Source organism: Flavobacterium subsaxonicum WB 4.1-42 = DSM 21790, assembly GCF_000422725.1.
Lineage (GTDB): Bacteria > Bacteroidota > Bacteroidia > Flavobacteriales > Flavobacteriaceae > Flavobacterium > Flavobacterium subsaxonicum.
The window spans coordinates 50,408-73,791 of sequence record NZ_AUGP01000029.1; the positions used below are offsets into that span (position 1 = coordinate 50,408).

19 protein-coding genes are annotated in these 23,384 nt (G+C 41.4%); 10 read left to right on the forward strand and 9 right to left on the reverse strand.

Annotated features, from left to right (window positions below; genetic code table 11):
- Positions 1 to 155: 155 nt before the first annotated feature.
- Both G509_RS0109965 and guaA read right to left on the reverse strand, forming a co-directional pair.
- Complete coding sequence (locus G509_RS0109965) at positions 156 to 1,427, reverse strand: LysM peptidoglycan-binding domain-containing protein (protein ID WP_026991400.1); 1,272 nt, start codon at positions 1,425 to 1,427, stop codon at positions 156 to 158.
- Between the two features lie 265 nt (positions 1,428 to 1,692).
- The gene (guaA, locus tag G509_RS0109970) at positions 1,693 to 3,222 is read right to left on the reverse strand and encodes a glutamine-hydrolyzing GMP synthase (RefSeq protein WP_026991401.1); all 1,530 of its coding nucleotides are present in this window, start codon (positions 3,220 to 3,222) and stop codon (positions 1,693 to 1,695) included.
- 163 nt (positions 3,223 to 3,385) lie between these two features.
- On the opposite strand from guaA, the gene G509_RS0109975 reads away from it, so the two are divergent.
- The 6 genes from G509_RS0109975 (at position 3,386) to G509_RS0110005 (ending at position 8,437) form a co-directional block, all read left to right on the forward strand.
- Entirely contained in the window at positions 3,386 to 4,024 is a 639-nt protein-coding gene (locus tag G509_RS0109975; protein WP_026991402.1) for a hypothetical protein, read from the forward strand.
- Between the two features lie 73 nt (positions 4,025 to 4,097).
- Positions 4,098 to 4,778, forward strand: a complete 681-nt coding sequence (locus tag G509_RS0109980; RefSeq protein WP_026991403.1) for a DUF4919 domain-containing protein — start codon at positions 4,098 to 4,100, stop codon at positions 4,776 to 4,778.
- Positions 4,779 to 4,961: 183 nt separating this feature from the next.
- Complete coding sequence (locus tag G509_RS22845; protein WP_026991404.1) at positions 4,962 to 5,639, forward strand: DUF4919 domain-containing protein; 678 nt, start codon at positions 4,962 to 4,964, stop codon at positions 5,637 to 5,639.
- Positions 5,640 to 5,747: 108 nt separating this feature from the next.
- On the forward strand, positions 5,748 to 6,761 hold the full coding sequence (locus G509_RS0109995; RefSeq protein ID WP_026991405.1) for a DHH family phosphoesterase: 1,014 nt from the start codon (positions 5,748 to 5,750) through the stop codon (positions 6,759 to 6,761).
- A gap of 4 nt (positions 6,762 to 6,765) precedes the next feature.
- Positions 6,766 to 7,326 (forward strand): gliding motility-associated peptidyl-prolyl isomerase GldI, encoded by a 561-nt coding sequence (gene gldI, locus G509_RS0110000; protein ID WP_026991406.1) that lies wholly within the window; start codon positions 6,766 to 6,768, stop codon positions 7,324 to 7,326.
- 10 nt (positions 7,327 to 7,336) lie between these two features.
- Positions 7,337 to 8,437, forward strand: coding sequence for a peptidylprolyl isomerase (locus G509_RS0110005; protein ID WP_026991407.1), 1,101 nt, complete (start codon positions 7,337 to 7,339; stop codon positions 8,435 to 8,437).
- A 150-nt stretch (positions 8,438 to 8,587) separates the two neighbouring features.
- On the opposite strand, the gene G509_RS0110010 is transcribed toward G509_RS0110005, so the two are convergent.
- On the reverse strand, positions 8,588 to 9,019 hold the full coding sequence (locus G509_RS0110010; protein WP_026991408.1) for a hypothetical protein: 432 nt from the start codon (positions 9,017 to 9,019) through the stop codon (positions 8,588 to 8,590).
- 174 nt (positions 9,020 to 9,193) lie between these two features.
- Between G509_RS0110010 and G509_RS0110015 the strand changes: the two genes are divergently transcribed.
- A complete protein-coding gene (locus tag G509_RS0110015; RefSeq protein WP_026991409.1) occupies positions 9,194 to 11,863 on the forward strand; it encodes a beta strand repeat-containing protein in 2,670 nt (889 codons plus the stop codon).
- Positions 11,864 to 12,044: 181 nt separating this feature from the next.
- Here the strand turns inward: G509_RS0110015 and G509_RS0110020 are convergent, their stop codons facing one another.
- Positions 12,045 to 12,791 (reverse strand): YqjF family protein, encoded by a 747-nt coding sequence (locus tag G509_RS0110020; protein ID WP_026991410.1) that lies wholly within the window; start codon positions 12,789 to 12,791, stop codon positions 12,045 to 12,047.
- An 87-nt stretch (positions 12,792 to 12,878) separates the two neighbouring features.
- A complete protein-coding gene (locus G509_RS0110025) occupies positions 12,879 to 14,114 on the reverse strand; it encodes a T9SS type A sorting domain-containing protein (protein ID WP_026991411.1) in 1,236 nt (411 codons plus the stop codon).
- Between the two features lie 178 nt (positions 14,115 to 14,292).
- Between G509_RS0110025 and G509_RS23815 the strand changes: the two genes are divergently transcribed.
- Positions 14,293 to 14,418, forward strand: a complete 126-nt coding sequence (locus G509_RS23815; protein ID WP_026991412.1) for a hypothetical protein — start codon at positions 14,293 to 14,295, stop codon at positions 14,416 to 14,418.
- 77 nt (positions 14,419 to 14,495) lie between these two features.
- Here the strand turns inward: G509_RS23815 and G509_RS0110035 are convergent, their stop codons facing one another.
- The 4 genes from G509_RS0110035 to G509_RS0110050 form a co-directional block, all read right to left on the reverse strand.
- Positions 14,496 to 15,650: an aldo/keto reductase gene (locus G509_RS0110035; protein ID WP_026991413.1), complete on the reverse strand. Its 1,155-nt coding sequence runs from the start codon at positions 15,648 to 15,650 to the stop codon at positions 14,496 to 14,498.
- A 102-nt stretch (positions 15,651 to 15,752) separates the two neighbouring features.
- Positions 15,753 to 16,649, reverse strand: coding sequence for an OmpA family protein (locus G509_RS0110040; protein WP_026991414.1), 897 nt, complete (start codon positions 16,647 to 16,649; stop codon positions 15,753 to 15,755).
- Between the two features lie 128 nt (positions 16,650 to 16,777).
- Entirely contained in the window at positions 16,778 to 17,569 is a 792-nt protein-coding gene (locus G509_RS22850) for an OmpA family protein (protein ID WP_026991415.1), read from the reverse strand.
- Between the two features lie 371 nt (positions 17,570 to 17,940).
- Positions 17,941 to 20,130, reverse strand: a complete 2,190-nt coding sequence (locus G509_RS0110050) for a glutamine synthetase III family protein (RefSeq protein ID WP_026991416.1) — start codon at positions 20,128 to 20,130, stop codon at positions 17,941 to 17,943.
- Between the two features lie 370 nt (positions 20,131 to 20,500).
- On the opposite strand from G509_RS0110050, the gene G509_RS0110055 reads away from it, so the two are divergent.
- A complete protein-coding gene (locus tag G509_RS0110055; protein WP_026991417.1) occupies positions 20,501 to 20,761 on the forward strand; it encodes a hypothetical protein in 261 nt (86 codons plus the stop codon).
- Positions 20,762 to 20,891: 130 nt separating this feature from the next.
- Entirely contained in the window at positions 20,892 to 23,270 is a 2,379-nt protein-coding gene (locus G509_RS0110060; RefSeq protein ID WP_026991418.1) for a glycosyltransferase, read from the forward strand.
- Positions 23,271 to 23,384 lie beyond the last annotated feature (114 nt).

Here is a 23,384-nt window from a genome sequence, read left to right on the forward strand (position 1 = left end):
GTAAATTGTGCTATCAAAGCGTCTATTATCTATCATCTCAATTCTAATATCTCAATTCTAATATCTCAATTCTCTCGCTTAGCCCCATAAAAAAAGCCCTGGCTGATAATCCGGGGCTTTTTTAAAAAAAAATATTTCAAATTGTGTACTAGATATTAATTTTCAGATGACGGGGAAGGTATAACAATTACCTGCCCGGCCTGTAAGCCATTTCTAAGCTTCTTTTTATTGTATTGGGTAATCTCTTCAATTGTAGTGTGGTATTTTCTTGCAAGGCCCGTAAGCGTTTCGCCGTTTTGTACTTTGTGCTGCACTTTTACGCGTTCAGCAATGCTTGTCCCCGTTGCAGTGGGTTCAGCTTCATCCTCTGTTAAAACAAGCGGTGTAATAACCTCTGCTGATGCCGTTTCTGTAGCCGTTGCCAATGGGCCAACTTCAGGCACTTTAACCTCAGCAACCGGAGCGGCAACAACCGGAGTTTGAGCAATCTCAGCCGTAACAGCAACAGGAGTAGCAATAACCGGGGTTGCAGCAGCAATGGCAGCATCTTCGGCAGCCTTAGCTGTATTAGACGGTATTTTAAGCGTTTGCCCCGCCTGTAAACCGTGCTTTAACGCTTTTTGATTTACAGCAGTAATTTCTGGTATTGTAGTTTTGTATTTGCGGCATAGCCCATGCAGTGTTTCGCCACTAACAACGTGGTGCGTAACGGTAACCGGTGCGGCAGCAGCAGCAACAGCAGTTTCATCTTCTAAAGGTGCAAGCGGGGTAACATAAAGCTCCCTGCCCGGCACAATGGCAAGCATGGTACCCGGTACAAGGCCGTTAGCCAGTTTTTCCTGGTTCATGGCCGTAATAGCCTCTACAGATGTATTGTGCTTGTAAGCGATCTCTATAATTGTATCGTCTCCTTTAACCGTATAAATTACCCTGCCAGGCACATTAGCGTTAGCAACAGGTGCCGCAACGGTTTTCGCCGGTGCAGATGATACTGTAGTAGCAACAGGTGTTGTAGCTACTGCACTTGGCGCTGCAGTAACAGCAGTAATTGCAGGTAAATCGGCTAATTTAGATTCGGGTTTACTTGGTTTGTTGGCAGCAGAGGCAATATCAGTATTTTTTGCCTTCATTTCAATTTTATCTTCAGCCTTTTTAGGCTTACTCATATCTACCGTTCTGTGCATCGGTATCTTTAGGCTCATACTTTGGCTAAGACCATCTACCGCGGTAGGATTATATTCGTAAACGTCCTGTGGTGTAATCTTGTATTTTCTGGCAACCATAACCACAGTCTCCCCCATTGTAACCGTATGGCTAACAAATACTTCTTCTATGTTTTCATCGGCTGGTTTAGAAGCTCCGCTTTGCGCATACGAAAAACCCGCCATTAGAAACATTGCCATTACAGCAATACATCTTTTTTTCATGATATGAGAATTATTGTAGGTTGTGAAATGTAAAATTAAGAAAATTTTATGATATCAGCCAAAACAAAATAGTTAAATATTAAATATTCAGTATCAGTCAGTTAAAAGACTATAATAAGCGATTAAATGCTAAAATCCCGCAGTATTCCTACAAAAATTCAATTTTGATAAACGTTAATTTAACGGATTATCCACAGTTAACGTTTAAATATGTACAGGCGTGAGCCAAAAAAAAGCCGGATACAAGTATCCGGCTTCTTAAAATCTATTCCCACTCAATGGTTGCAGGTGGCTTAGAGCTTATGTCATACACAACCCTGTTAACACCTTTTACTTTATTAATTATCTCGTTAGAAATTTTCATCAGGAACTCGTACGGTAAATGTACCCAGTCGGCTGTCATACCATCGGTACTTTCAACCGCCCTAAGTGCCACTACTTTTTCGTACGTACGCTCATCGCCCATAACCCCTACACTGTTAACAGGCAGCAGTATAGCACCGGCCTGCCAAACTTTATCGTAAAGGCCATGCTCGCGAAGTCCGTTAATAAATACAGCATCAACTTCTTGCAATATTCTTACTTTCTCCGGCGTAATATCACCAAGAATCCTTATAGATAACCCCGGACCCGGGAATGGGTGGCGGCCTAAAAGCTCCGGGTCTATGCCCAATGTAGCTCCTACCCTGCGCACCTCATCTTTAAACAGCATACGCAATGGCTCTACCACCTGAAGCTTCATAAAATCGGGCAAACCGCCAACATTGTGGTGCGATTTAATTGTAGCCGATGGCCCTTTTACAGAAACCGACTCTATAACATCGGGGTAAATAGTACCCTGTGCCAGCCATTTAACATCTTCTAACTGGTGCGCCTCATCATCAAAAACCTCGATAAATACGCGGCCAATAGTTTTACGTTTAGTTTCAGGGTCAGATATGCCCGCAAGTTGCGACAGGAAACGGTCGGCTGCATCAACACCCTTCACGTTTAAGCCCATATCTTTATATTGGTGCAATACGCTTTCAAACTCGTCTTTGCGCAGCAATCCGTTATTAACAAATATACAGTACAGGTTTTTGCCAATAGCCTTGTTTAAAAGCACGGCAGCCACGGTAGAGTCTACCCCGCCACTAAGGCCAAGTACCACTTTATCGTCCTGTATTTTAGCCTTAAGTTCGGCCACAATATCCTCCACAAAAGAGTTTGGCGTAAAGCTTTGCGGCACTTCGGCAATTTTTACCAAAAAGTTTTCCAGCATTTGCTTTCCGTCGGTACTATGATATACTTCTGGGTGGTATTGTATAGCGTATGTAGTTTCGCCCTCTATTTTGTAAGCGGCATTGGCTACATCTTTAGTGCTTGCAAGCACAACGCCATTGGTAGGCAGTTTTTTAATAGTATCGCTATGGCTCATCCACACTTGGCTGTTAGCGCTAACGCCTTCCAGAAACGGTTCGCCCTCTTTAATATAAGATAGGTTAGCACGGCCATACTCGCGTATGTTGCTTGGCGCAACCTCTCCGCCATCAAAATGGGCAAGGTATTGCGCACCGTAGCAAACGGCAAGCAAAGGCAGTTTACCGCGAATTTGGGTCAGGTCAGGATGCGGAGCATCTTCGGCCCTTACAGAGAAGGGGCTGCCCGATAAAATTACGGCTTTGTATGATGATAAATCTGTTGGGGGGTTGTTGTAAGGAAAAATTTCGCAGAAAATGTTTAACTCGCGAACCCTACGCGCAATAAGCTGTGTGTATTGCGACCCGAAATCTAAAATTAGTACGTTGTGTTGCATGTGCAAAAATAGTTATATTTTCTTAAATTGAAAATTTGATTTTTGGATTTTTAAAATATTAAATTTTTGGATGGTTTGGCAATTGGATTTTCAGATTTTTACATAATTAGATGCATACCTATTAAGGTAAACCTGTATATTTGAAAGAACCAATAATTACACAATGCGAGTATTTGTACTACTGCTGTTTGCATTTTTTACCTTGCAGGCGTTTGCATGCAGCTGCGCCGAAAAACCAACCGTTAAAGAAGGCTGGGAAATGTCTGCCGATGTTTATACAGTAGAGGTTATAAGTGTAGACAGCACATCGTTATATTCGGTATATGGCGGGCATGTTTATCTTTTTAAGGTTAAGATTTTACAATCATATAAAAATCAACTTGAAAAAGGATACGAAATACGAAGCATCTATGCCGATCCTGGCAGTACGTGCGACTATCTATTTTTTAAGCCGGGAGAAAAGTACCTTATCTATACCCGTAACAATACCGGTATTGTAGCTAATGTTTCTATTTGCTCCAGAACTAATAAGCATAGCGCCATTAAAGCAGCTGAATTACAGGAGTTGCAAACGCTTTATGCTACAGGCAAAAATCAATCAAATGAAATTGAGATGCAATCAGTTATAAACTCCAAAGAGTACGACTCCTTAAAAATGCAAACTGTAACTATACGAGTGTTGTCTGATAAAATTGAGGCGCTCTACTATACTATTGGCGCGGTAGTTTTACTTTGCCTTATCTTAATAGTGCTTTACATTAAAACAAAAAGACAATATAAACCAAATACCTCTCCTAAATAACCTACTAATCACATCATCATAAAGGGGTTACGTATTAAAAAAATGTTTACCTTTAGCACTTAACCCTTACTGTATGAATAAATTAGTAGTTGTTTTGTTGCTTCTGCTGGGTGCAGGTGCAAAGGCTCAAACCGATGAATTGGTTAAACCCGATTACAAGGCTATCGAAAAGAACAGTAAGGATAAAAATTCGCCCCTGTTTTTTGACTCCCTCCTGGAACGCTTTAACCGCGCCGATACCACCCTTACGGTAGAAGACAAACGGCATTTGTATTTTGGATATTCCTTTACTAAAAAATATTCGCCCTATGGCAGTAATGCCGAGGCACATAAAGATCTTACCACCCTACTTAACAAACCGGGCAGCCACAACCGCAAAGACCTCGAAAAGCTTATTGCCCTTTGCGATAAAATTTTAAAAGAAGACCCTTTTAGCATCAAAATTCGCGAGTACCGCCTCTTCTTCTTAAAAACCCTTGGCAGGACCGAAGAATTGCTGAAAGAAGATTTCAGGCTTAACTGTGTGTTAGATGCCATACTAAGCACCGGCGATGGTACCAGCACCACCAATTGCTTTTATGTTATTAGCGTGGCTAACGAGTACGAGATAATCAACATACTGGGTTTTAACTTTAATGGCGAACAGGCGCTTATAGAAAATAACTACGATTATTTAGAACTCGAAAAAAACGCCTATAACATAGCCGGTTTTTATTTTGATATCAGCCGATCGCTCCAATCACTCAAATTTTAGCTAACGTATTGATTCACAAAAAACAAGCATTTTAGTCCGTCTTAACGTATTTAAAACCAATTGTTAAACATTTGGTATAGTTATATTAACGTAGTGCCAATTAAGATAAGCTTAAGGCATACCGTGCGTAATTTTATGGTAGAATAGTAGCAGACAGATATTAAACTACAAAAAATTACTGCCATGAAAAAGATTTTTACCCTATTGGCTTTCCTTTTAGTTTTAGGAGCCAATGCACAACAACAAGAAACTGTTAGCCCTGATTACGCATCGATAGAAAAAAATATTAAGGATACTAATTCGCCTTACTATTATGCTAATTTAATGAAACGCTACAACGCTGCCGATACGGGTATGACTATTGAAGAAAGAAGGCACCTGTATTATGGTTTTGCCCTTTTGGATAAAAAGACCGATGAGGCGCAGCTTAAAGGTATTCAGAATAAATTAAAAGAGACCCTGCATAAAGCCGACCCAACCAACGCCGACTTTGAGAATGTTGTGGCTTACACCGGTACGTTGTTACAGGCTTACCCTTTTAGCATTAACATGAAAGAGTACCGCATTTACTGCCTTAAAGCCTTAAACCGCTACGAGGAGGCTGCTAAAGAAAAAGCACAGACCGATATTATTATAGATGCCATGCTTAGCAGCGGAGACGGTACCAGCCCGGAGAATTGCATACACGTTATAGATATTGCTAACGAGTATGAGCTGGTAGGCATTCTTGGTTTTGAAACTAAAGGCGAAGAATACCTTATTAGCAACAAATACAACTACTTAGTTATAGATAAAAACTCGTATGATTTACCTGGCCTGTTCTTTGATGTTAATACAGCAAAAGCAGTTACCGGTTTATAATATTACCCTTCTTTATAAAAGCCTGCAATTAACCATATTGCGGGCTTTTTTAGTAAAGCCCCTTTCTTAAGGATTTGGCTATAAAGGAAAAAGATGTAAATTCGCAGCATGATGACACCCAACGATATCGAAACGGTAAAGCAATTACTGGCTTCGCCAAAAAAAATAGTTGTAATACCCCACCGCAATCCAGATGGAGATGCCATGGGCTCTACCCTTGGATTATACCACTTTTTACTGCTTAAAGGCCACCAGCCTGTTGTAATGGTTCCTAACGAGTTTCCTGATTTTTTAGCGTGGCTGCCCGCCAGCGAAACGGTTAAAATTTTTGAAAGGGATATAGAAACCTGCACTAAATTACTTAAGGAGGCCGAACTTGTTTTTACGCTGGACTTTAATGTATTAAGCCGCACCGGCGATTGCATGGAAGCCGTGCTTAAAAGCCTTACGGTTCCGTTTGTAATGATAGACCACCACCAAAAGCCAGATACCTACGCCACAGTAACCTTTAGCGATACCAGTTATGGCTCTACGTGCGAGATGATCTACCATTTTATACAGGGTCTGGGCGATAGCAACCTTTTAAATAAAACCATTGCAAGCTGCCTTTATACGGGTATTGTGACGGATTCAGGTTCGTTCCGCTATCAGTCTACCACAGGCACCACGCACCGCATTGCGGCCGAGTTTATAGATCTTGGCATAGATAACAGCGCCATACACAGTTTGCTGTTTGATAACCATTCGCACAACCGCATACAAATTTTGGCAAGGGCTTTGCAGAACATGAAGGTGTTACCGGCTTATAAAACATCGTACAGCAGCCTTAGCCAGGAAGAGCTTAACAGCTTTGGCCACAGCAAAGGCGATACCGAAGGCATTGTTAACTATGGCCTTAGCATGAAAGACATTAATTTTACGGCCTTTTTTACCGAAAATAAAGACGAGGGCATTATAAAAATATCGTTCCGCTCTAAAGGCGATTTTGATGTTAATGCTTATGCGCGCGAGCATTTTAGCGGTGGCGGGCATATTAATGCCGCCGGTGGTAAAAGTACGCTGTCTTTAGAGGCTACCATACAAAAATTTATTGCTACTTTAGCAACCACAAAAATTGACTGATACCATGAAAAAGAGTATATTATTGACGTTTTTGCTTATGACGCTTGTAATTACAGGCTGCTCTAAGCCACAGGCGCGTATGCCAATATCGCACACGTCGGGCACGTTTATGAAAGAGTCTATTAAACGCAATAAGAAACTTATAGCTAACGAGGAGTCGCAGATAGATTCGATCATAAAAAGCAACCCCGGTACTAAGTACCTGGCGTCTGACAAAGGCTACTGGTATTTTTATGAAAATGAGGTTACTGCCGATACCATTACCCCTAAACGTGGCGATGTTGCCTTTTTTGATTATGATGTAAAAGATATTAAAGGCAATATTATTTATAGCGAAACAGAGCTGCGACCGCAGGTGTACCTTGTAGATAAAGAAAACATAATGATGGGCTTGCGCGATGGCATAAAGCTTATGAACAAGGGCGAAAAAGTTACGTTCCTTTTCCCGTCGCACATGGGCTTTGGCTATCATGGCGACAATAAAAAAATTGGCATTAACCAACCGCTTGTTTGTACCGTTACCCTTAACGATATTAAACCGGAAAGCGTTTTAAAAGAGAATTAATTTAATATAAATGAAACCAATGACAAGTCTTTTTTTAAGCTTAGCAGCTTTTTTCTTTTCGTGCAATAATACGGCCACTCCGCCCCCGGCGAACGTAAAACTTGAAGATGGCATTTATGCCGAAATGGAAACCAACAAAGGAAAAATCACCTTACAATTAGAATACAAAAAAACTCCGCTTACCGTAGCTAACTTTATTACCCTTGCCGAAGGCAAAAATGATATGGTTAGTGCCGAATATAAAGGAAAGCCTTTTTACAATGGCTTAAAATGGCACCGTGTTATTAAAGACTTTATGATACAGGGCGGCGACCCTAAAGGCGATGGTTCTGGCGGCCCGGGTTACAAATTTGCCGATGAATTTACAGATCTTAAGCATGATAACGGCGGTGTGCTAAGTATGGCTAATGCAGGCCCTACAACAAATGGCAGCCAGTTTTTTATTACTCATAAAGCTACCCCGCACCTTGATGGCAAACACACTGTATTTGGCCACGTTATAGAAGGTATGGATGTGGTTAATCTTATAGAACAGGGAGACGAGATTAAAACCGTTAAAATTGTTCGTGTAGGTAAAGAAGCTAAAAAATTTGATGCCCCTAAAGTATTTAAAGAGTACTATGAGAAAGCAGCAGCTGAGAAAAAGAAAGCCGAAGAAGCCTTAGCCAAAGCTAAGACAGATAAAGTTGCCTTTTTTGCCGAAGCTAAAGCAAGCGGTACTAAAACCCCATCTGGCCTTATATACAAAGTACTAACTAAAGGCCCTGGTGTTAAAGCAGCAGACGGTTCTACAGTAATGCTGGATTATTCTGGTTACCTGGAAGATGGTTTCTTATTCGATTCGAGCAAAGCAGACGTTGCTAAAGCTATGGGCAACTACATACCACAAAAAGATGCAGCAGGTGCTTATGTGCCAATTCCGTTTACTATTGGTACTAAAACAGGCATGATACCGGGCTTTATCGAGGGTATTGAGCAAATGAACCCGGGCGATAAAATTATTGTTTTCATTCCGTCTCACTTAGGTTACGGCGAAAAAGGTGCACCACGCGGAAAAATTCCGGGTAACGCTGCCCTTGTATTCGAACTTGAAATGATGCCAGGCAAATAATATTTCAGATTAGATTGTTAGATGTTTAGATTTTAAGATCTCCGACTAACCATAAAAAAAGGGATTCCAAAATTTTGGAATCCCTTTTTTATGCTGTGACTTCAGGTTCAGAACGATCAAAAAACTTTAAACTTTAAACCTTAAACAAATTTAAAACTTCCACTCAAACTCGTCTTTGTTATTTATTGCAGCACCAATTTCCACACGAATAACTTCATTAAACTCCACACGGAAAATAATCCAGTTGGCTTCGTTAAAAAAGTGGTCTTCGCTATCAAAATTCTCAATCTCAAAAGATGATATAGCCGTACTGTTTAGGCTTGCCCTAAGGGTATCCCAGTTTTGACCTATTACCTTACCACCAAATAATTCAAGGTCAGGATGCGTGGCAATAATATATCCTAATTTTACATCTTCATCGGCATAAAAAGTAAGCCTTAATTTCTTGTCGTCGTAAAGGTAAATGGTGTTATCCTCATCGTCTTTAAAAACACGGTTAGGTTCGCCATAAAGCGCCTTAACGTCTTTCTCTTTCATACCAAACACCAGTTTGTCTATCCCCGATTTTAAGTTTATTTTCATAGTTTTTATATAAAGTTTTGTTAAACCAAAGGTAGTACATTTTGGCTCAATCGCAGTAATGGTAAGGCCAAACAGTAGATAATTTTCAAGATTAGAAACTCTAATATGTTATTTACGAAACCGTTAACGCTTTACCCTCGTAACTTTAAATAATTAACAACTAAAATTTTTATCATGAAAAAAACCTTTACTTTTTTAAAAGGTGTTGTGGTTTTATGTCTCGGGCTTGGGTTAGGCGCCAATGCTCAGACAATAACCGTTACCAACACCAACAATAGCGGCGCAGGCTCTTTTAGGCAGGCCGTTATTGATGCCACTGCAGGATCTACAATTCTATTTAATGCATCTACAAATGGCACTGCCATTACCTTAACATCAGATATTACAATAGACAAAAACCTTACAATTAACGGTAACGGCAGCACCCAGACTACCTTTAGCGGCAACAGCACTACAAGAATATTGCAGGTTACCAATGCTACCAATGTTACTATTAATAATATAGCTTTTACCAATGGCTCGGCTACAGATAATGGCGGAGCCATTTTAGCATCTAACAGTACAGTGCTTATCAACAATGCATCATTCAGCAACAATACTGCTGCGGGTGCAACCGCAGGAATGGGCGGTGGTGCTGTATATACTGTAGGCGGCACGGTTACAATTAACGAGTCTGATTTTACCAATAACGATGCTACCGGGGCAGCAGGCAGCGGCGGCGCTATATTAGCAGGCGTTGGCAGCACCCTTAACGTTAACGGTGGCGAATTTACCGGCAACACGGCTAACAGGGCCGGTGGTGCTATAGAAGGTAATTCAGGAGCAGGCACAACCATTACGTTAACTAATGTAACATTAAACGAAAACACTACCGGAGCTAACCCCGGCAATGGTGGCGGCCTGCACATTACAGGTGCCGGCAATACGGTTATTAATAACTGTACGGTTACAGATAACACAGCGGCTGCCGAAGGTGGCGGTTTGTGGAATGGCAGTGGCGCAATGACTATTCAGGGTACCGAAATTAGCGGTAATACCGCAAGTGGTGCAGCTGCCGATCAGGGTGGTGGCGGTATTTACAACCTTAGCGGTACACTTACCATTAATGCCGATACCGAGATTACAGATAACACTGCCGATGGCACTGCGGGTAGCGGCGGCGGTATACTAAACGATGTTGGCGGCACCCTTTCCATTACAGCCGCTGTAATAACCAATAATACCTCTAACCGTGCAGGCGGTGGTATAGAAGATAACTCAGGCGCAGCGGGCAGCGTTACGCTTACTAACGTAACCTTAAGCAATAATACTACTAATACATCGCCGGGTAATGGTGGTGGGCTACACGTTACAGGTGCCGGCACGGTTACCATTAATGGCGGTACTGTAAATGGCAATATGGCCGGTGCCGAAGGCGGTGGCCTTTGGAACGGAACCGGAACTATGAGTATTGACGGCACAACTATATCTGAAAATACGGCAGCCGGTGCTGGTGCCGATCAGGGTGGTGGCGGTATTTACAACCTTAACGGCGGTACGCTTACAATAATTAATGCCACAATTAGCAATAACGATGCTACCGGAACTTTAGGCAGCGGCGGCGGAATTCTTAACGATGTGGGTTCTCAGCTTAGCGTTACAGATACCGAAATTAGCGGTAACACGGCTATAAGGGCCGGCGGCGGTATAGAAGATAACAGCGGTACAAGCACAATTATTCTTAACAATGTAAACCTTACCGGCAACAGCGCTGTTGGCCCTCCGGGCAATGGTGGTGGCCTGCATATTACAGGTGGCGGCAGTGCTACAATTACCGGCGGTACGGTTAGCGGCAACTCGGCAAGGCAGGGCGGCGGTTTATGGAATGCCCTGGGCACCCTTACGGTTTCCAATGTTAGCATTACCGGCAATACAGCAAACGGAATTGCCGCTACCGATGGTGGTGGTGGTATTTACAATAATGGTGGTACGCTTTTAGTAAACAGCTCTACCCTATCGGCAAATACTACTACAGGCCTGTTGGGCAGGGGTGGCGGTATCCATGTAAATGGCGGTACGGCAACTGTTTTGGTTAGTACGGTTTCGGGCAATACGGCTCTTGCAAATGGTGGTGGTATCTACAACAATGGCACCCTTACGGTTAATGCCAATACTATTACTTTAAACTCGGCTACAGTTAGCGGAGGCGGTATCTATAATAATATCGAAACTGGCGTGAACATTAAAAATACAATTGTTGCAGGTAACCTTGCTATTATTAGCGGCAGGGATTTATTTAGCGATAACGGACTTATAACGTCTAACGGTTATAACCTTGTTGGGATGGATGACGCAGATGATTTTAACGATACAACCAACGACATAGTTGGCACATTGCTAAGCCCTATTAATGCAGGCTTAACAGCACTTGCCGATAATGGCGGCGCTACCTTTACCCACGCCCTTACCTGCCCTAACATAGGTGCCGATATGGGCGACCCGGCAGATAACTTTAACGACCAGCTGGGTATGACGGTATTTAACAACCGCAGGGATATTGGCGCTTTTGAATCGCAAGAAAACTGTGCGGTTGCAGGCACCGAAGATTTTGCGGTTAACAGCAAAAGCCTTGTGTATCCTAACCCATCGCTTAACGGCCTGTTTAACTTACAACTAGCACAAAACCATGGTAACGATGTTACTATATCTATTTACGATATTGCCACCGGTAAGCTTGTAAAATCGTTAAAAGCAGATGGCGTTACAACCGAAGTTGGTATGCAAAATGTTGCTAATGGCACATATATTGTACAAATAACATCTGATAATGCTACCGAAACGCATAAGCTTATTTTAGGGAGGTAAACTTATATTTTTCTGAGCATAATCTAAAAGAGGTTTCCGTAATGGAAACCTCTTTTTATTTGGATTTGGATATGCATATAAAACAATCTGACTTCTAAAATCTATTATCTCAAATCTATCATCTATTATCTGATTTCTATTATCTATTATCTCAAGTCTATCATCTATTATCTGATGTCTATTAAGATTTCTTCACCTTAATCTTCCCTCCCTGCTTTACTAAGATCTCTGAACCTTCGGCCAGGTAAACCGATACGGGCTTAGCATCCTGTAAAAAGGCAAAATCAGTCCCGTATACTATTTTAAAATCAACATTAACCTCATAATCCCTAATAGGGTAAATTTGCCATCGTGGGTGCGCAACTTCATATTCAGATGTCATGGTATCGCTAATTTTAGTGTATCCCCAAAAATGCTCGGTAATAAATTCCTCCTCGCTATCGGGTTTAATATCTACGGCGGTTTTATCTGCCACCACTTTAACGTTGTGCCACGGCCCTTTTTTCCAGCCGTATTCTACCGTAAGGGTATCGTCCTGCTCAACCCACAAGTGACGGGTTTTAAGGGTCTCATAATTTTCGCGGTACAACAAATTAGCCACTAACGTAAGCGCCGGCCTGGGCACTATCTCTTTTATAAACACCACGCCCCTTTTATATTCCTCAGTCTCCTTATACTTTACATAAAAGCGAAGATTGATTTCTTCAAAATTAATATGAAACGGAATCTTCATCCGCAGCACCTTAGTATCTACAAACATAAAGCCCACCAGGCTAACGTAGCAGGTACCATTCCAAATGTCGAGTTCGGTTTCAAAAGGCAAATATTTTTTGAGAATATTGGGGTCAACAGCATAGTTAACCATAACCAGTTTGCGCCATTGGGCATCTAAAAAGATGCGTTTTTTTATAGGAAGGGGTTGTTGCATAAAAGCGGTTATTACACAAAGTTACGCCAAGGAGGCACAAAGGTTAACAAAGAACTGATTTTATTTTTCCACAATCTAAAACTCTAATTACTTCTTAACCAGCCTATAGCTATAATCAGGATAATTATCGAGCGTTATGGCATAGATGCCGGTTAGAAGGCTGCTAACGTTTATCTTATTCAGAATTTTAGGTAACGACCCGGATAGCGATTGTTTGCCTGCGGAATCGTAAAAGGTATATTGCAGGCCAATTAGGCTGGGGTCTATTTCTATAAAAACAACATCGCCGGCAGGATTGGGATAAACGCGTATTTTATCGCGAATGCTATTTTGAGCCGTAAACAGCGGCATATTTTCCAGATAGTTATCTAAAAATGCCGAAAGGTTTATCTTATGAAGTTTTTGAGGCGTGTTTACAAAAGGCGGCTTTTTAAACTGCTCGTTAGTAAGATAATAATTGCCCCCGCCAGATGCTGCTATACCTTCTATCTGATGAAAATTAGCCGAGATGTTTACCTTTCGCTTGTTGCCGCTAAAAAAGTTGTTACCTGTAAAATCGTATAGCAGGTAAACAAAGGGCTGCAATAGGCTACTATAACCACTTAACACTAGTATTTTTTTATCTTCTGAATACGTAGCACCCGTTATAAGCCCCTTTACATCATATATTCCTTTTAGTTGCGCCACATACGCTCCTGGAGTTTTAGGCAGCGAATACACACTTGTTTTTTCAGATAGCCATTGCTTGGTAAACAGGTAAATACTATCGTGTGTTACCACAAAAGCCTCGCAATCAAAATCGGTTTTATTGTTGGCTGTAGCTGTAAAAGCAGTCTGGTTAGAATACGTAAAATTGATCGCGCCAAGCGTAGGATTCCCCGCCTGAAGCCCTGCTTTATCGGCAACTATAATTTTCAGGTCCTGGCGGTTGCCGCTATAGTTGTTACCAAAATCGCCAATGTAAATGTGGGTACTGTCCTGGTCTATATCTTCCCAGTCTTTATTTGTTGCAGTGGTTAATTCAAGCGTTTGCAAAACGGTACCGCTAATACTGTCCAGACTGTAAAGCTTTTTGTCGCCATTATCGTTATGGGTGTAAAGTTTATCATCCCACTTTACCAGGCCGGATGTTTCTAAAACCTCAGCGGGCAAAATAACCGACCCCTGAGGGTTTATGGATGCCGATGCGTAGGTGCAACTGCCATCATTTACGGTAGCGTTTGGATTGTAATTATTAGAAAGCGGATCTGTACAGCCGGAAACCTGAGCCACAGCATTTTGCGCAAAAAGCAAAAGCAGCAGGTAGCAGTAATATTTTTTCATGGCAGGTAAGATTTATCAGCCTCTAATTTACTTAATCTTATACTGAAAAAACCGACTTTTAGCATAAGTTTTGCAGTAAAGGCAGGCTTTTAGGCAATAATCATATATTTTAGTTAAAGCACAACTACACCATTAAAATTGTAACTAATTTTAATAAAAACTAAAAACATAAAACACCATGAATAAACTAATCAGAGCCCTTATTGCCGGATGGGGCGCCAAAAAACTTGGAGGCGGCTGCATAGGCACCATTGTAGTATTTGTAATTATTTATTACCTGCTGGGCTATTGCGACAGGATGTAATACAATAAGAAAGCCTTGCAAAACGCAAGGCTTTCTTATTTATAATTGTTACATTAAAGCATTAATGCATTGCTACACTAAGATGCTTTTGGCGTAGGAGCATTCTCCTCGATCAATTTTTCTTTTTTAAGCTCTGCCCAAAAATCGGCAGGAATGGTAGCCTTAATAGAGGCAGCATTCTCGTTAGCCTGTTTTACGCTGCGTATACCCGGTATGGTGCTGGCCACTACTGCCGGGGCGGCCGTAAATTGCAGCGCAGCTGTACGCAAGTCTACCTTATGGGCAGCGGCCACTTTTTTCATCTTTTCGTATTTAGCCATAATATCGGCAGGTTTTTCTCCGGCGTATAAGTAGCGATCCTGACCGGCAAGCAGTCCGGCGGCAAGTGGTGCACCCACTACAATGCTTACACCACGTTTTTCGCAGGCAGGAAACAACACCTCTAAATCGTCTTTATGCTTTACCAGCGAATACTGCGTAGCCGATAAAAATATATCGGGGTCGGCCACGTCCAGCGCTTTCATGGCAGGTTCGATTGTGTTTACACCAAGCCCCCAGGCTTTTATAAGGCCTTCGCTACGCATTTTAGTTAGCTCCTTCATGGCACCATTTTGGGCTATCTTAAAATAATCCAGCCATTTGCCGTTAAAGTCCTTATTATCTGGCGAAAGGTCGTGTATGTACACAATATCCAATGCCGGTATACCCAATCTTAAAAGGCTATCTTCGATAGACTTACGCACGCCATCGGCCGTATAATCATATTTGTAATTAAAGTTAAGGCGGCCTTTCCATAACTGATGGGTAAAGTTGGCATCAGGATACATAAGGCGCCCCACCTTGGTAGAAATTACATACTCTTTTTTATCTTTTTTATGAAGGAAGTTGCCCATGCGGCGTTCGCTTTGCCCAAGGCCATACCACGGCGAGGTATCATAATAACGGATACCGGCATCCCAGGCGGCCTGCATAGCCTGCAATGATTCTAAATCATCGGCTTCTTTAAAGCCATTACCCAAGGCCACGCCTCCCATACCTATTTTATAAGGCGGGCGGTAATGCTCTGCGCTGTAATCAGACGATGCAGCAGGCTCTGTAACTATAGGGGTTACGCCACTCTCGGGCGACAAAGTAAAATCGTTATCAAGAACATTGCCCACCAAAGGGGCTATAGAAGCGGCAGCGGCTCCTTTGGTAAGTGTATTTAGAAAATTTCGGCGTGTAGTGCTCATAACTCTTTGGGTTTTATGGTTACAAACCCAAATTTAGCCATTGCTTTAACTGTAAGCAATAATATTACTCTTAAATATATGATAAAGTTAAAACAACCACTATTAATTCTCTACTATAAGCACCTCTACCCTGCGGTTGGCTTCGCGCTCATCGGCATCTTTTTCGGGGATAGGATACATAGGCTGCGATACCCCAAAACCTTCAAAACTAAGGCGGCTTTTATCGATGCCACTCTTATTTAAAAACATCATAATAGCTTTGGCGCGTTGAGTAGAAAGGTTATTCCTGTCGGCTTTCATACAGCAAACATGGCCCTGCAGCTTTATTTTTAATTGCGGATTGGCTTTCATTACCTCCAACAATTCAAACAGGCGCGGACGTGAATCGGGCATTACGCCAAAGGTGTTTTCGTAAAAATTAAGGTTGGGTATACGTATCTTTTCGCCGGTTTTAGCTTCGCCAAGCTGTTTCATAAATGCCTGGTCTAACTTAAGTTCTTCTTCTTTGCCGCCAGGCCCCATTGCCATAACGGTGGCAGGATAATTTACCGGCCCTTTTGGTTTAGACGGTACAGTTGGTTTAGGGGTTTCGGTAATGCCTAATACCTCATTTTCGCGTGCCAGGTCTTTTTCCTGTAAAAAGTAAATGGTAACCTTACGATTTTCGGCCTTTACGGGCGATTGCTTGTGCAGCTTGCCAAAACTACGGGTCTTAAAATCGCTTCGGGCAGGCACTTTGCCTTTTATAGCACCAAAAACAGTGGTTACCCTGCGTTGCGAAAGCGTATCGTTAAGGCCAATGGTTCCGTCTTCATCAGTATAGCCGTTTATAGCGAGTACTTTAGATGTGGCGTTTGCTGATATCCAATCCTGTAATCTGCCTTGTTCCTTTTTGGTAAGGTCGTATTTATTGCTTTCAAAAAAAACAGAAAATTGCTCCTGCGCGGTTAGCATTGCCGGAAACAGCACCAGTATAAGTATCGAAAACAGTTTTTTCATGGCCGTGGGTTTATGTACTTCGAAAATAAGTATTTTATTTATTTAAAACGTTACGAGACCGTTTTTATTGGGAAGCCTTTTAATGGTATGCGGCTTAGAGCGGATGCAGGCAGCGCAAATTTTAAAGATCAATTACTTATTATCTCAATCTCTACCCTTCGGTTAATCACTTTCTCTGCTTCGTTTTTTTCGGGTATAGGATAGATGGGTTTGGTGCTGCCAAAACTTTTATAGGATAGCCGCCCCTTATCAATACCATTCCTGATAAGATAAATGTAAACAGCCTCTGCCCTTTGGCGCGATATAGGGCCGGTTTCAACTTCCTGGCAGCAAATGTGCCCGTGGATTTGTATTTTTAATGTCGGGTTATTTTGCAAAATGGCAAGCAGATCTTTTAAAATCGGTTGAGACTCCGGCAATACTATATAAGAATCGTTATAAAAATTAAGGTTAGGCACTTTTATCTTATCTCCTTTTTTAGAAGCATCTACAGCCTTAGCAAAATCACTTTTTCCTGCAAGCGAATCCTTTGCTACTTCTACTTGTTCTACCGGCTCAGGCTCTGTATAATAAAATACCACTTTACGGTCATACGGCGTATGTTCAGAAAATGCCTGGCTTTCGCCGAAGCCTTTAACCTCAACATCTTTAGAGAGTTTTACTTTATTATTTTTTAGCTGTTGCATAATATACCTGGCCCTGCTTTCTGATAGCTTTTGGTTATAACCAACCGTGCCCACACTATCGGTATAGCCGTATATCTTTAAAATCTCGGCACCGTTATGCTCTTGTGCCCAAACGGCAAAAACCTGTGGGGTTATCTCGGTAGACGCTTTATCAAAATCGAAAAATACGGCATATTGCTTTTGCTGCGCCGATAGCATTATGGTAAATAAAAAGAATAGGCAGAACAGTTTCATTGAGGTATGATTATAATATAAAGATATACAGATTTTTGTTTTGAAATATAGGGGAGTAAAGTAAATGTCGTGCTGAGCTACGATGGGGAGAGTCTTCCTATTCGGCTAAAGCCACAAATCTACAAGCTGCTTTAATCCCCTGACTAAAGTCAGGGGCAACACATCGTAACACCTACGCTCTATTAAGATTCTTCGACTCCGCTACGCTGCGCTCTGAATGACAAAAATTGCTGCAATAATAAAAATGCGCGGTGCCTCGATCAGTCATCCCCGCCTGTACCATTCGGGCAGGCGCGTTCCAATACTTCTAAAAAAAATATAAAAAAACCTGCCACTTTCGTGGCAGGTTTAGTCTGTAACCTATCAGTTAATTATCGTGTAAACAATAACTCTCTGTATTTAGTAAGCGGCCAAATTTCGTCGTCTACTAATAATTCTAATTTATCGCAGTGTTTCCTTATTACGTCAAAGTAAGGTTTTACGTTATCGCAATAAGCGTGAGCCTGCTCTTCAGACGATCCAAGTGCGTTAGCACTCTTACGTGCTTCGGTCATTTCTGCAACCTGGGTATTGATGCCCGAAATGTGCTCAGAAATTTCCCTGATGATAGATATTTGCTCTTTACCAACGGTTTCAAACTCGCTGCCAAAGATATCTTTAAGGCCTTTAACATTCTGGATAAGAACATTTTGGTAACGAATAGCTACCGGTACAACGTGGTTACGGGCAATATCGCCTAACACACGGCCTTCTATCTGTATTTTTTTAGTGTACTCTTCAAGTTCAATTTCGTAACGGGCTTCTGCCTCTACGTGGTTCATTACACCAAGCTCTTCAAATAAAGCAAGTGCCGACTCAGATACTTTTGCTTTAAGTGCAGCAGGTGTAGTTTTGTGGTTGCTAAGGCCGCGTTTAGCTGCTTCCTCTGCCCATGCATCGCTGTAACCGTCGCCTTCAAAAAGAATCGCTTTAGTTTCTTTAATGTACTCTCTAAGCACGTTAAAGATAGCATCATCTTTCTTCATCTCTTTACCATCTATAAGCGCATCAACTTCTTTCTTAAAGTCTCTAAGCTGTTTTGCCATAATAGAGTTTAAGATAGTCATTGCGTTAGCACAGTTAGCGCTTGAGCCTACTGCCCTGAATTCGAATTTATTACCTGTAAACGCAAACGGAGAAGTACGGTTCCTGTCGGTATTATCAAGTAATACATCCGGAATTTTACCCACTACGTTAAGTTTAAGGTCGGTTTTTTCTTCAGGAGAAAGTTTACCTGTAGAAACACCCTCCAATTCGGCAAGAACTTTAGTAAGCTGCTCGCCAATAAATACCGATATAATTGCAGGAGGAGCCTCGTTAGCACCCAGCCTATGATCGTTAGAAGCTGTAGCAATAGACGCCCTTAAAAGCTCTTCGTTGCTTGATACCGCTTTAATAGTATTAATAAAGAAGGTAAGAAACTGCAGGTTGCTCATTGGCGTTTTGCCCGGGCCTAACAGGTTAATACCTGTATCTGTAGCCATAGACCAGTTGTTGTGCTTACCACTACCGTTTACACCTGCAAAAGGTTTTTCGTGTAGTAACACTTTAAATGCATGGCGCTCTGCAACTTTTTGCATAACATCCATTAATAAAGAGTTATGGTCTACCGCAAGGTTGGTTTCCTCAAAAATAGGAGCAAACTCAAACTGGTTTGGAGCCACCTCGTTATGGCGTGTTTTAACAGGTATACCTAAAAGCATACACTCGTTTTCTAAATCGCGCATGTAGTTAAGCGCCCTTGTTGGTATAGAACCAAAATAATGGTCGTCTAACTGCTGGCCTTTAGCCGATGAGTGGCCTAAAAGGGTACGGCCTGTTAAAGTAATATCTGGCCTTGAAGCCGCAAGAGCAGAATCTACAAGAAAATATTCCTGCTCCCAGCCAAGGGTTGCAGTTACTTTACGTACGTTTTTATCAAAATAGTTACATACAGCTACAGCAGCCTCGTCTACAGCGGTAAGCGCCCTTAATAAAGGTGCTTTATAATCTAAAGCCTCGCCTGTGTACGATACAAATACGGTAGGTATGCAAAGTGTTGTTCCAAAAATAAATGCAGGCGATGTTGGGTCCCAAGCAGTGTAACCACGCGCCTCGAATGTATTACGGATACCCCCGTTAGGAAAACTCGAAGCATCCGGCTCCTGTTGTACTAACTGGCCTCCGCCAAATTTCTCTACAGGGTCTGAGCCATCAAAAGAGGTTTCAAAAAAGGCATCATGCTTTTCTGCAGTTGTACCTGTAAGGGGCTGAAACCAGTGGGTGTAGTGTGTAACGCCTTTAGAAAGCGCCCATTCTTTCATACCCATTGCTATGTACTCAGCAATCTTACGGTCTATTTTAGTTCCATGTTCAACTGCATTTTTAACTGCCTTGTGGGCTTCTGAAGTTAAAAACTGACGCATTGCTTTGTCATTGAACACATTACTTCCAAAAATAATCGATTTTTTGTCCAGTTCTTCTACTTTAACCGGCTTCCTGTTTGCGGTTTCTTTTAAGGCCTCAAAACGAAATGTTGACATGAAACTTTAATTTTTAATGTTAATGAATGATTAAAACCTGTGCAAATGTACAAAATTTTGTTCCAAAATATAATTACCCCTACTTTTTTAGGGGTTAAAATTTGCATTTTTTATCAATACCTCAATTCTGCCCTGTAAAATCAATACTTCATTAAATAATCATTAAATTTATAGTCTGCCTATCCGAATTTACTACCCGGATTACATTTTATTCAATATTATTCTTACATAGGTTAATAAAAATATAAATCTTACAAAGCTTTGTTAATTGAGTTAAACTTTTACTAAGCAAATAGGTGATATGATAGAGATTACATAATTTGGCTAAAGAAATTAAGTAACAAAATATAACCCTAAACACTAAATAGCCATGAGCAACAAAAAACTGATATTAAGCATTGCCGCAGGAGCAGCAGTACTTGCAGGAGCCGCCGTAATTGTAGCACGTAAAAGATCTCAAAAAAAATACGAAGCCAGCATAAGCGAAGCTAAAGCCAACTTTAAAGGCAAACTGAACGAACTACAGCGCAAAGCCCAAAAGGAATATAAAAACGCATCATCTGAAACCGGCGATATTGTAAACGCTGCTAAAGACCGTGCTGCCGAGTGGGTAAAAGCATCGAGGGCTTAACAATAAGCCATACCATTATAATGAAACAAAAAAACCGGTTACTCCTTAATAGCCGGTTTTTTAAATGTACCAACCAAAACTGCACTTAATGACCTAAAATGTACTTATAATAGCTTAACAATACGTCGCCATGAAAACCAGAAAAACTGCCGGAAAAAAATTCCAGCCCTATAACTCCCTAATAGAACAGCTTTCTGCCCAAAATATTACGCCTACCTCTTTAGATACGTTACCCGAAATACTGGTTATTACCACTTTTCCGCCAAGGCAGTGTGGTATTGCCACCTACTCTCAAGACCTTATTACTGCGCTTAACGATCATTATGTAGATTCTTTTTCTATTAAAATTTGCGCTATAGAAAGTAAAAACGAACAACATACTTATACCGATACCGATGTTAAGTATGTACTTAATACATCTAACCCGGAATCGTACACTGATTTAGCAAAAGCCATAAATGAAGATGATAATTTAAAAATTGTACTTATACAGCACGAGTTTGGTTTGGTGCACGAAACCGTAAACCACTTTAACTCTTTTATAGATGCTGTACAAAAACCGCTATCGGTGGTTTTTCATACTGTACTGCCAAATCCTAACGAAGAGTTTAAGGCCAACGTACAGCACATTTTAAACAGGGCAGATTCCCTTATTGTTATGACACACAACGCGGCCGACATATTGGTACGCGACTATATAGTAGACCGCGATAAAATTGCGGTTATTGCACACGGTACCCACCTGGTATCACACGGGCGTAGTGCCGAACTTAAAAGAAAGCACGGTTACGAGGGCAGGCAGGTACTTTCTACCTTTGGCTTACTAAGCTCTGGCAAAAGCATAGAGACAACGTTAGATGCTCTGCCTAATGTGGTTAAAACCAACCCTAACGTACTATTCCTTATCATAGGTAAAACCCATCCAACTGTAGCATTACAGGAAGGCGAAGTATACCGCGAGTTCCTTACCAAAAAAATCGAAGATCTTGGATTGCAAAATAATGTGCAGTTCATAAACAAATATGTGGCTTTAGATGAGTTGCTGGAGTACCTTCAGCTAACCGATATTTATATCTTCTCGTCTAAAGACCCTAACCAGGCTGTAAGCGGCACGTTTTCTTACGCGCTTAGCTGTGGCTGCCCAATTATCTCTACCCCTATTCCTCACGCTGTAGAGGTATTGGCCGGCGATACAGGCTTAATTTTCGACTTCGGAAATTCAGAACAGCTTACCGATGCTATTAACACCTTATTATTTGACCCGGTTTTAAGAGAAAAAATGATTCTTAACGGCCTGCACAAAATTGTGCATACCGCTTGGGAAAATTCAGCAGTAAGCCATGCTAAAGTGCTGCAAAAAACTGCCGGTGGCGATAAAGCTATCAAACTTCAGTACAGGAACCCTAAGGTTAACCTGGACCATATGAAGCACATGACTACTGATTTTGGTTTTGTACAGTTCTCTAAACTTAACGTGCCAGATCTTGCCAGCGGATATACTATAGACGATAATGCAAGGGCTATGATTGCCTTATGCCAGCACTATAAAAAATACAGGGAAAAAGATGTACTTAAATACATTAAAATTTACCTTGATTTTATTGGGTTCTGTCAGCAGCCCGATGGCAGGTTCTTAAACTATGTAGATGTTAATAAGAACTTTACCACCCAAAACGATAACGAAAACCTTGAAGACAGCTCTGGCCGCGCTATGTGGGCTTTGGGTTACCTTGTTTCTTTAGGAGGCATTTTACCTGCTGAGTATATAGATAAGGCTGAAGCTATTTTCCAGAAATCGCTGTCGCTTACTAAAAACATTTTCTCTACAAGGGCTATGGCGTTTGTAATTAAAGGTTTGTACTACTATAACCGCACGGTTAAAGATGCCGATACGCTTATATACATTAAAATGTTTGCCGACCGTATGGTACAAATGTACCGCCATGAGGCCGACGAAAACTGGAAATGGTTTGAAGGCTACCTCACCTATGCCAACAGTGTATTGCCCGAAGCTTTACTGCTTTGCTATGCCATTACCGGTAACGAGGTGTACAGGGATGTTGCTAAAGAATCGTTCGACTTTTTGCTAAGCAACACGTTTGATGATAACTCTATAAAAATTATCTCTAACCGTAGCTGGCTGGTTAAAGGCGGCAAGAGAGAAACTTATGGCGAGCAGCCTATAGATGTGGCTTACACCATACTGGCGCTGCGCAAATTCCACGATATATTTAAGGAAGAAGAATACCTTAATAAAATGGAAATGGCTTTTAACTGGTTTCTGGGCAACAACCACCTGCAACATGTTATTTATAACCCTTGCACCGGTGGCTGCTTTGACGGACTGGAACAATACAGCGTTAACCTTAACCAGGGCGCAGAAAGTACTGTAAGCTATCTTATGGCACGCCTTACTATTACTAAATACTTTGGTAACCCGGATACGGTTTACTTTAGGAGAAAACAAAGGGCTGCTAAAACATCGGCTCTTAGAACACAGGATATTTAATATCGCTTTTATATCGTTAGTTAATTTGAAGCCCCGCTATTGCGGGGCTTCTCAATTTATATACATTTTGATTTACTGGGATTTGGTTATTTGATTATCTGGTTATTTGATAAT

Bases quoted from the DNA above. Each gene is read 5' to 3' on its own strand.
- G509_RS0109965 (WP_026991400.1), bottom strand. From the start codon at position 1,427: ATGAAAAAAAGATGTATTGCTGTAATGGCAATGTTTCTAATGGCGGGT.
- guaA (WP_026991401.1), bottom strand. From the start codon at position 3,222: ATGCAACACAACGTACTAATTTTAGATTTCGGGTCGCAATACACACAG.
- G509_RS0109975 (WP_026991402.1), top strand. From the start codon at position 3,386: ATGCGAGTATTTGTACTACTGCTGTTTGCATTTTTTACCTTGCAGGCG.
- G509_RS0109980 (WP_026991403.1), top strand. From the start codon at position 4,098: ATGAATAAATTAGTAGTTGTTTTGTTGCTTCTGCTGGGTGCAGGTGCA.
- G509_RS22845 (WP_026991404.1), top strand. From the start codon at position 4,962: ATGAAAAAGATTTTTACCCTATTGGCTTTCCTTTTAGTTTTAGGAGCC.
- G509_RS0109995 (WP_026991405.1), top strand. From the start codon at position 5,748: ATGATGACACCCAACGATATCGAAACGGTAAAGCAATTACTGGCTTCG.
- gldI (WP_026991406.1), top strand. From the start codon at position 6,766: ATGAAAAAGAGTATATTATTGACGTTTTTGCTTATGACGCTTGTAATT.
- G509_RS0110005 (WP_026991407.1), top strand. From the start codon at position 7,337: ATGAAACCAATGACAAGTCTTTTTTTAAGCTTAGCAGCTTTTTTCTTT.
- G509_RS0110010 (WP_026991408.1), bottom strand. From the start codon at position 9,019: ATGAAAATAAACTTAAAATCGGGGATAGACAAACTGGTGTTTGGTATG.
- G509_RS0110015 (WP_026991409.1), top strand. From the start codon at position 9,194: ATGAAAAAAACCTTTACTTTTTTAAAAGGTGTTGTGGTTTTATGTCTC.
- G509_RS0110020 (WP_026991410.1), bottom strand. From the start codon at position 12,791: ATGCAACAACCCCTTCCTATAAAAAAACGCATCTTTTTAGATGCCCAA.
- G509_RS0110025 (WP_026991411.1), bottom strand. From the start codon at position 14,114: ATGAAAAAATATTACTGCTACCTGCTGCTTTTGCTTTTTGCGCAAAAT.
- G509_RS23815 (WP_026991412.1), top strand. From the start codon at position 14,293: ATGAATAAACTAATCAGAGCCCTTATTGCCGGATGGGGCGCCAAAAAA.
- G509_RS0110035 (WP_026991413.1), bottom strand. From the start codon at position 15,650: ATGAGCACTACACGCCGAAATTTTCTAAATACACTTACCAAAGGAGCC.
- G509_RS0110040 (WP_026991414.1), bottom strand. From the start codon at position 16,649: ATGAAAAAACTGTTTTCGATACTTATACTGGTGCTGTTTCCGGCAATG.
- G509_RS22850 (WP_026991415.1), bottom strand. From the start codon at position 17,569: ATGAAACTGTTCTGCCTATTCTTTTTATTTACCATAATGCTATCGGCG.
- G509_RS0110050 (WP_026991416.1), bottom strand. From the start codon at position 20,130: ATGTCAACATTTCGTTTTGAGGCCTTAAAAGAAACCGCAAACAGGAAG.
- G509_RS0110055 (WP_026991417.1), top strand. From the start codon at position 20,501: ATGAGCAACAAAAAACTGATATTAAGCATTGCCGCAGGAGCAGCAGTA.
- G509_RS0110060 (WP_026991418.1), top strand. From the start codon at position 20,892: ATGAAAACCAGAAAAACTGCCGGAAAAAAATTCCAGCCCTATAACTCC.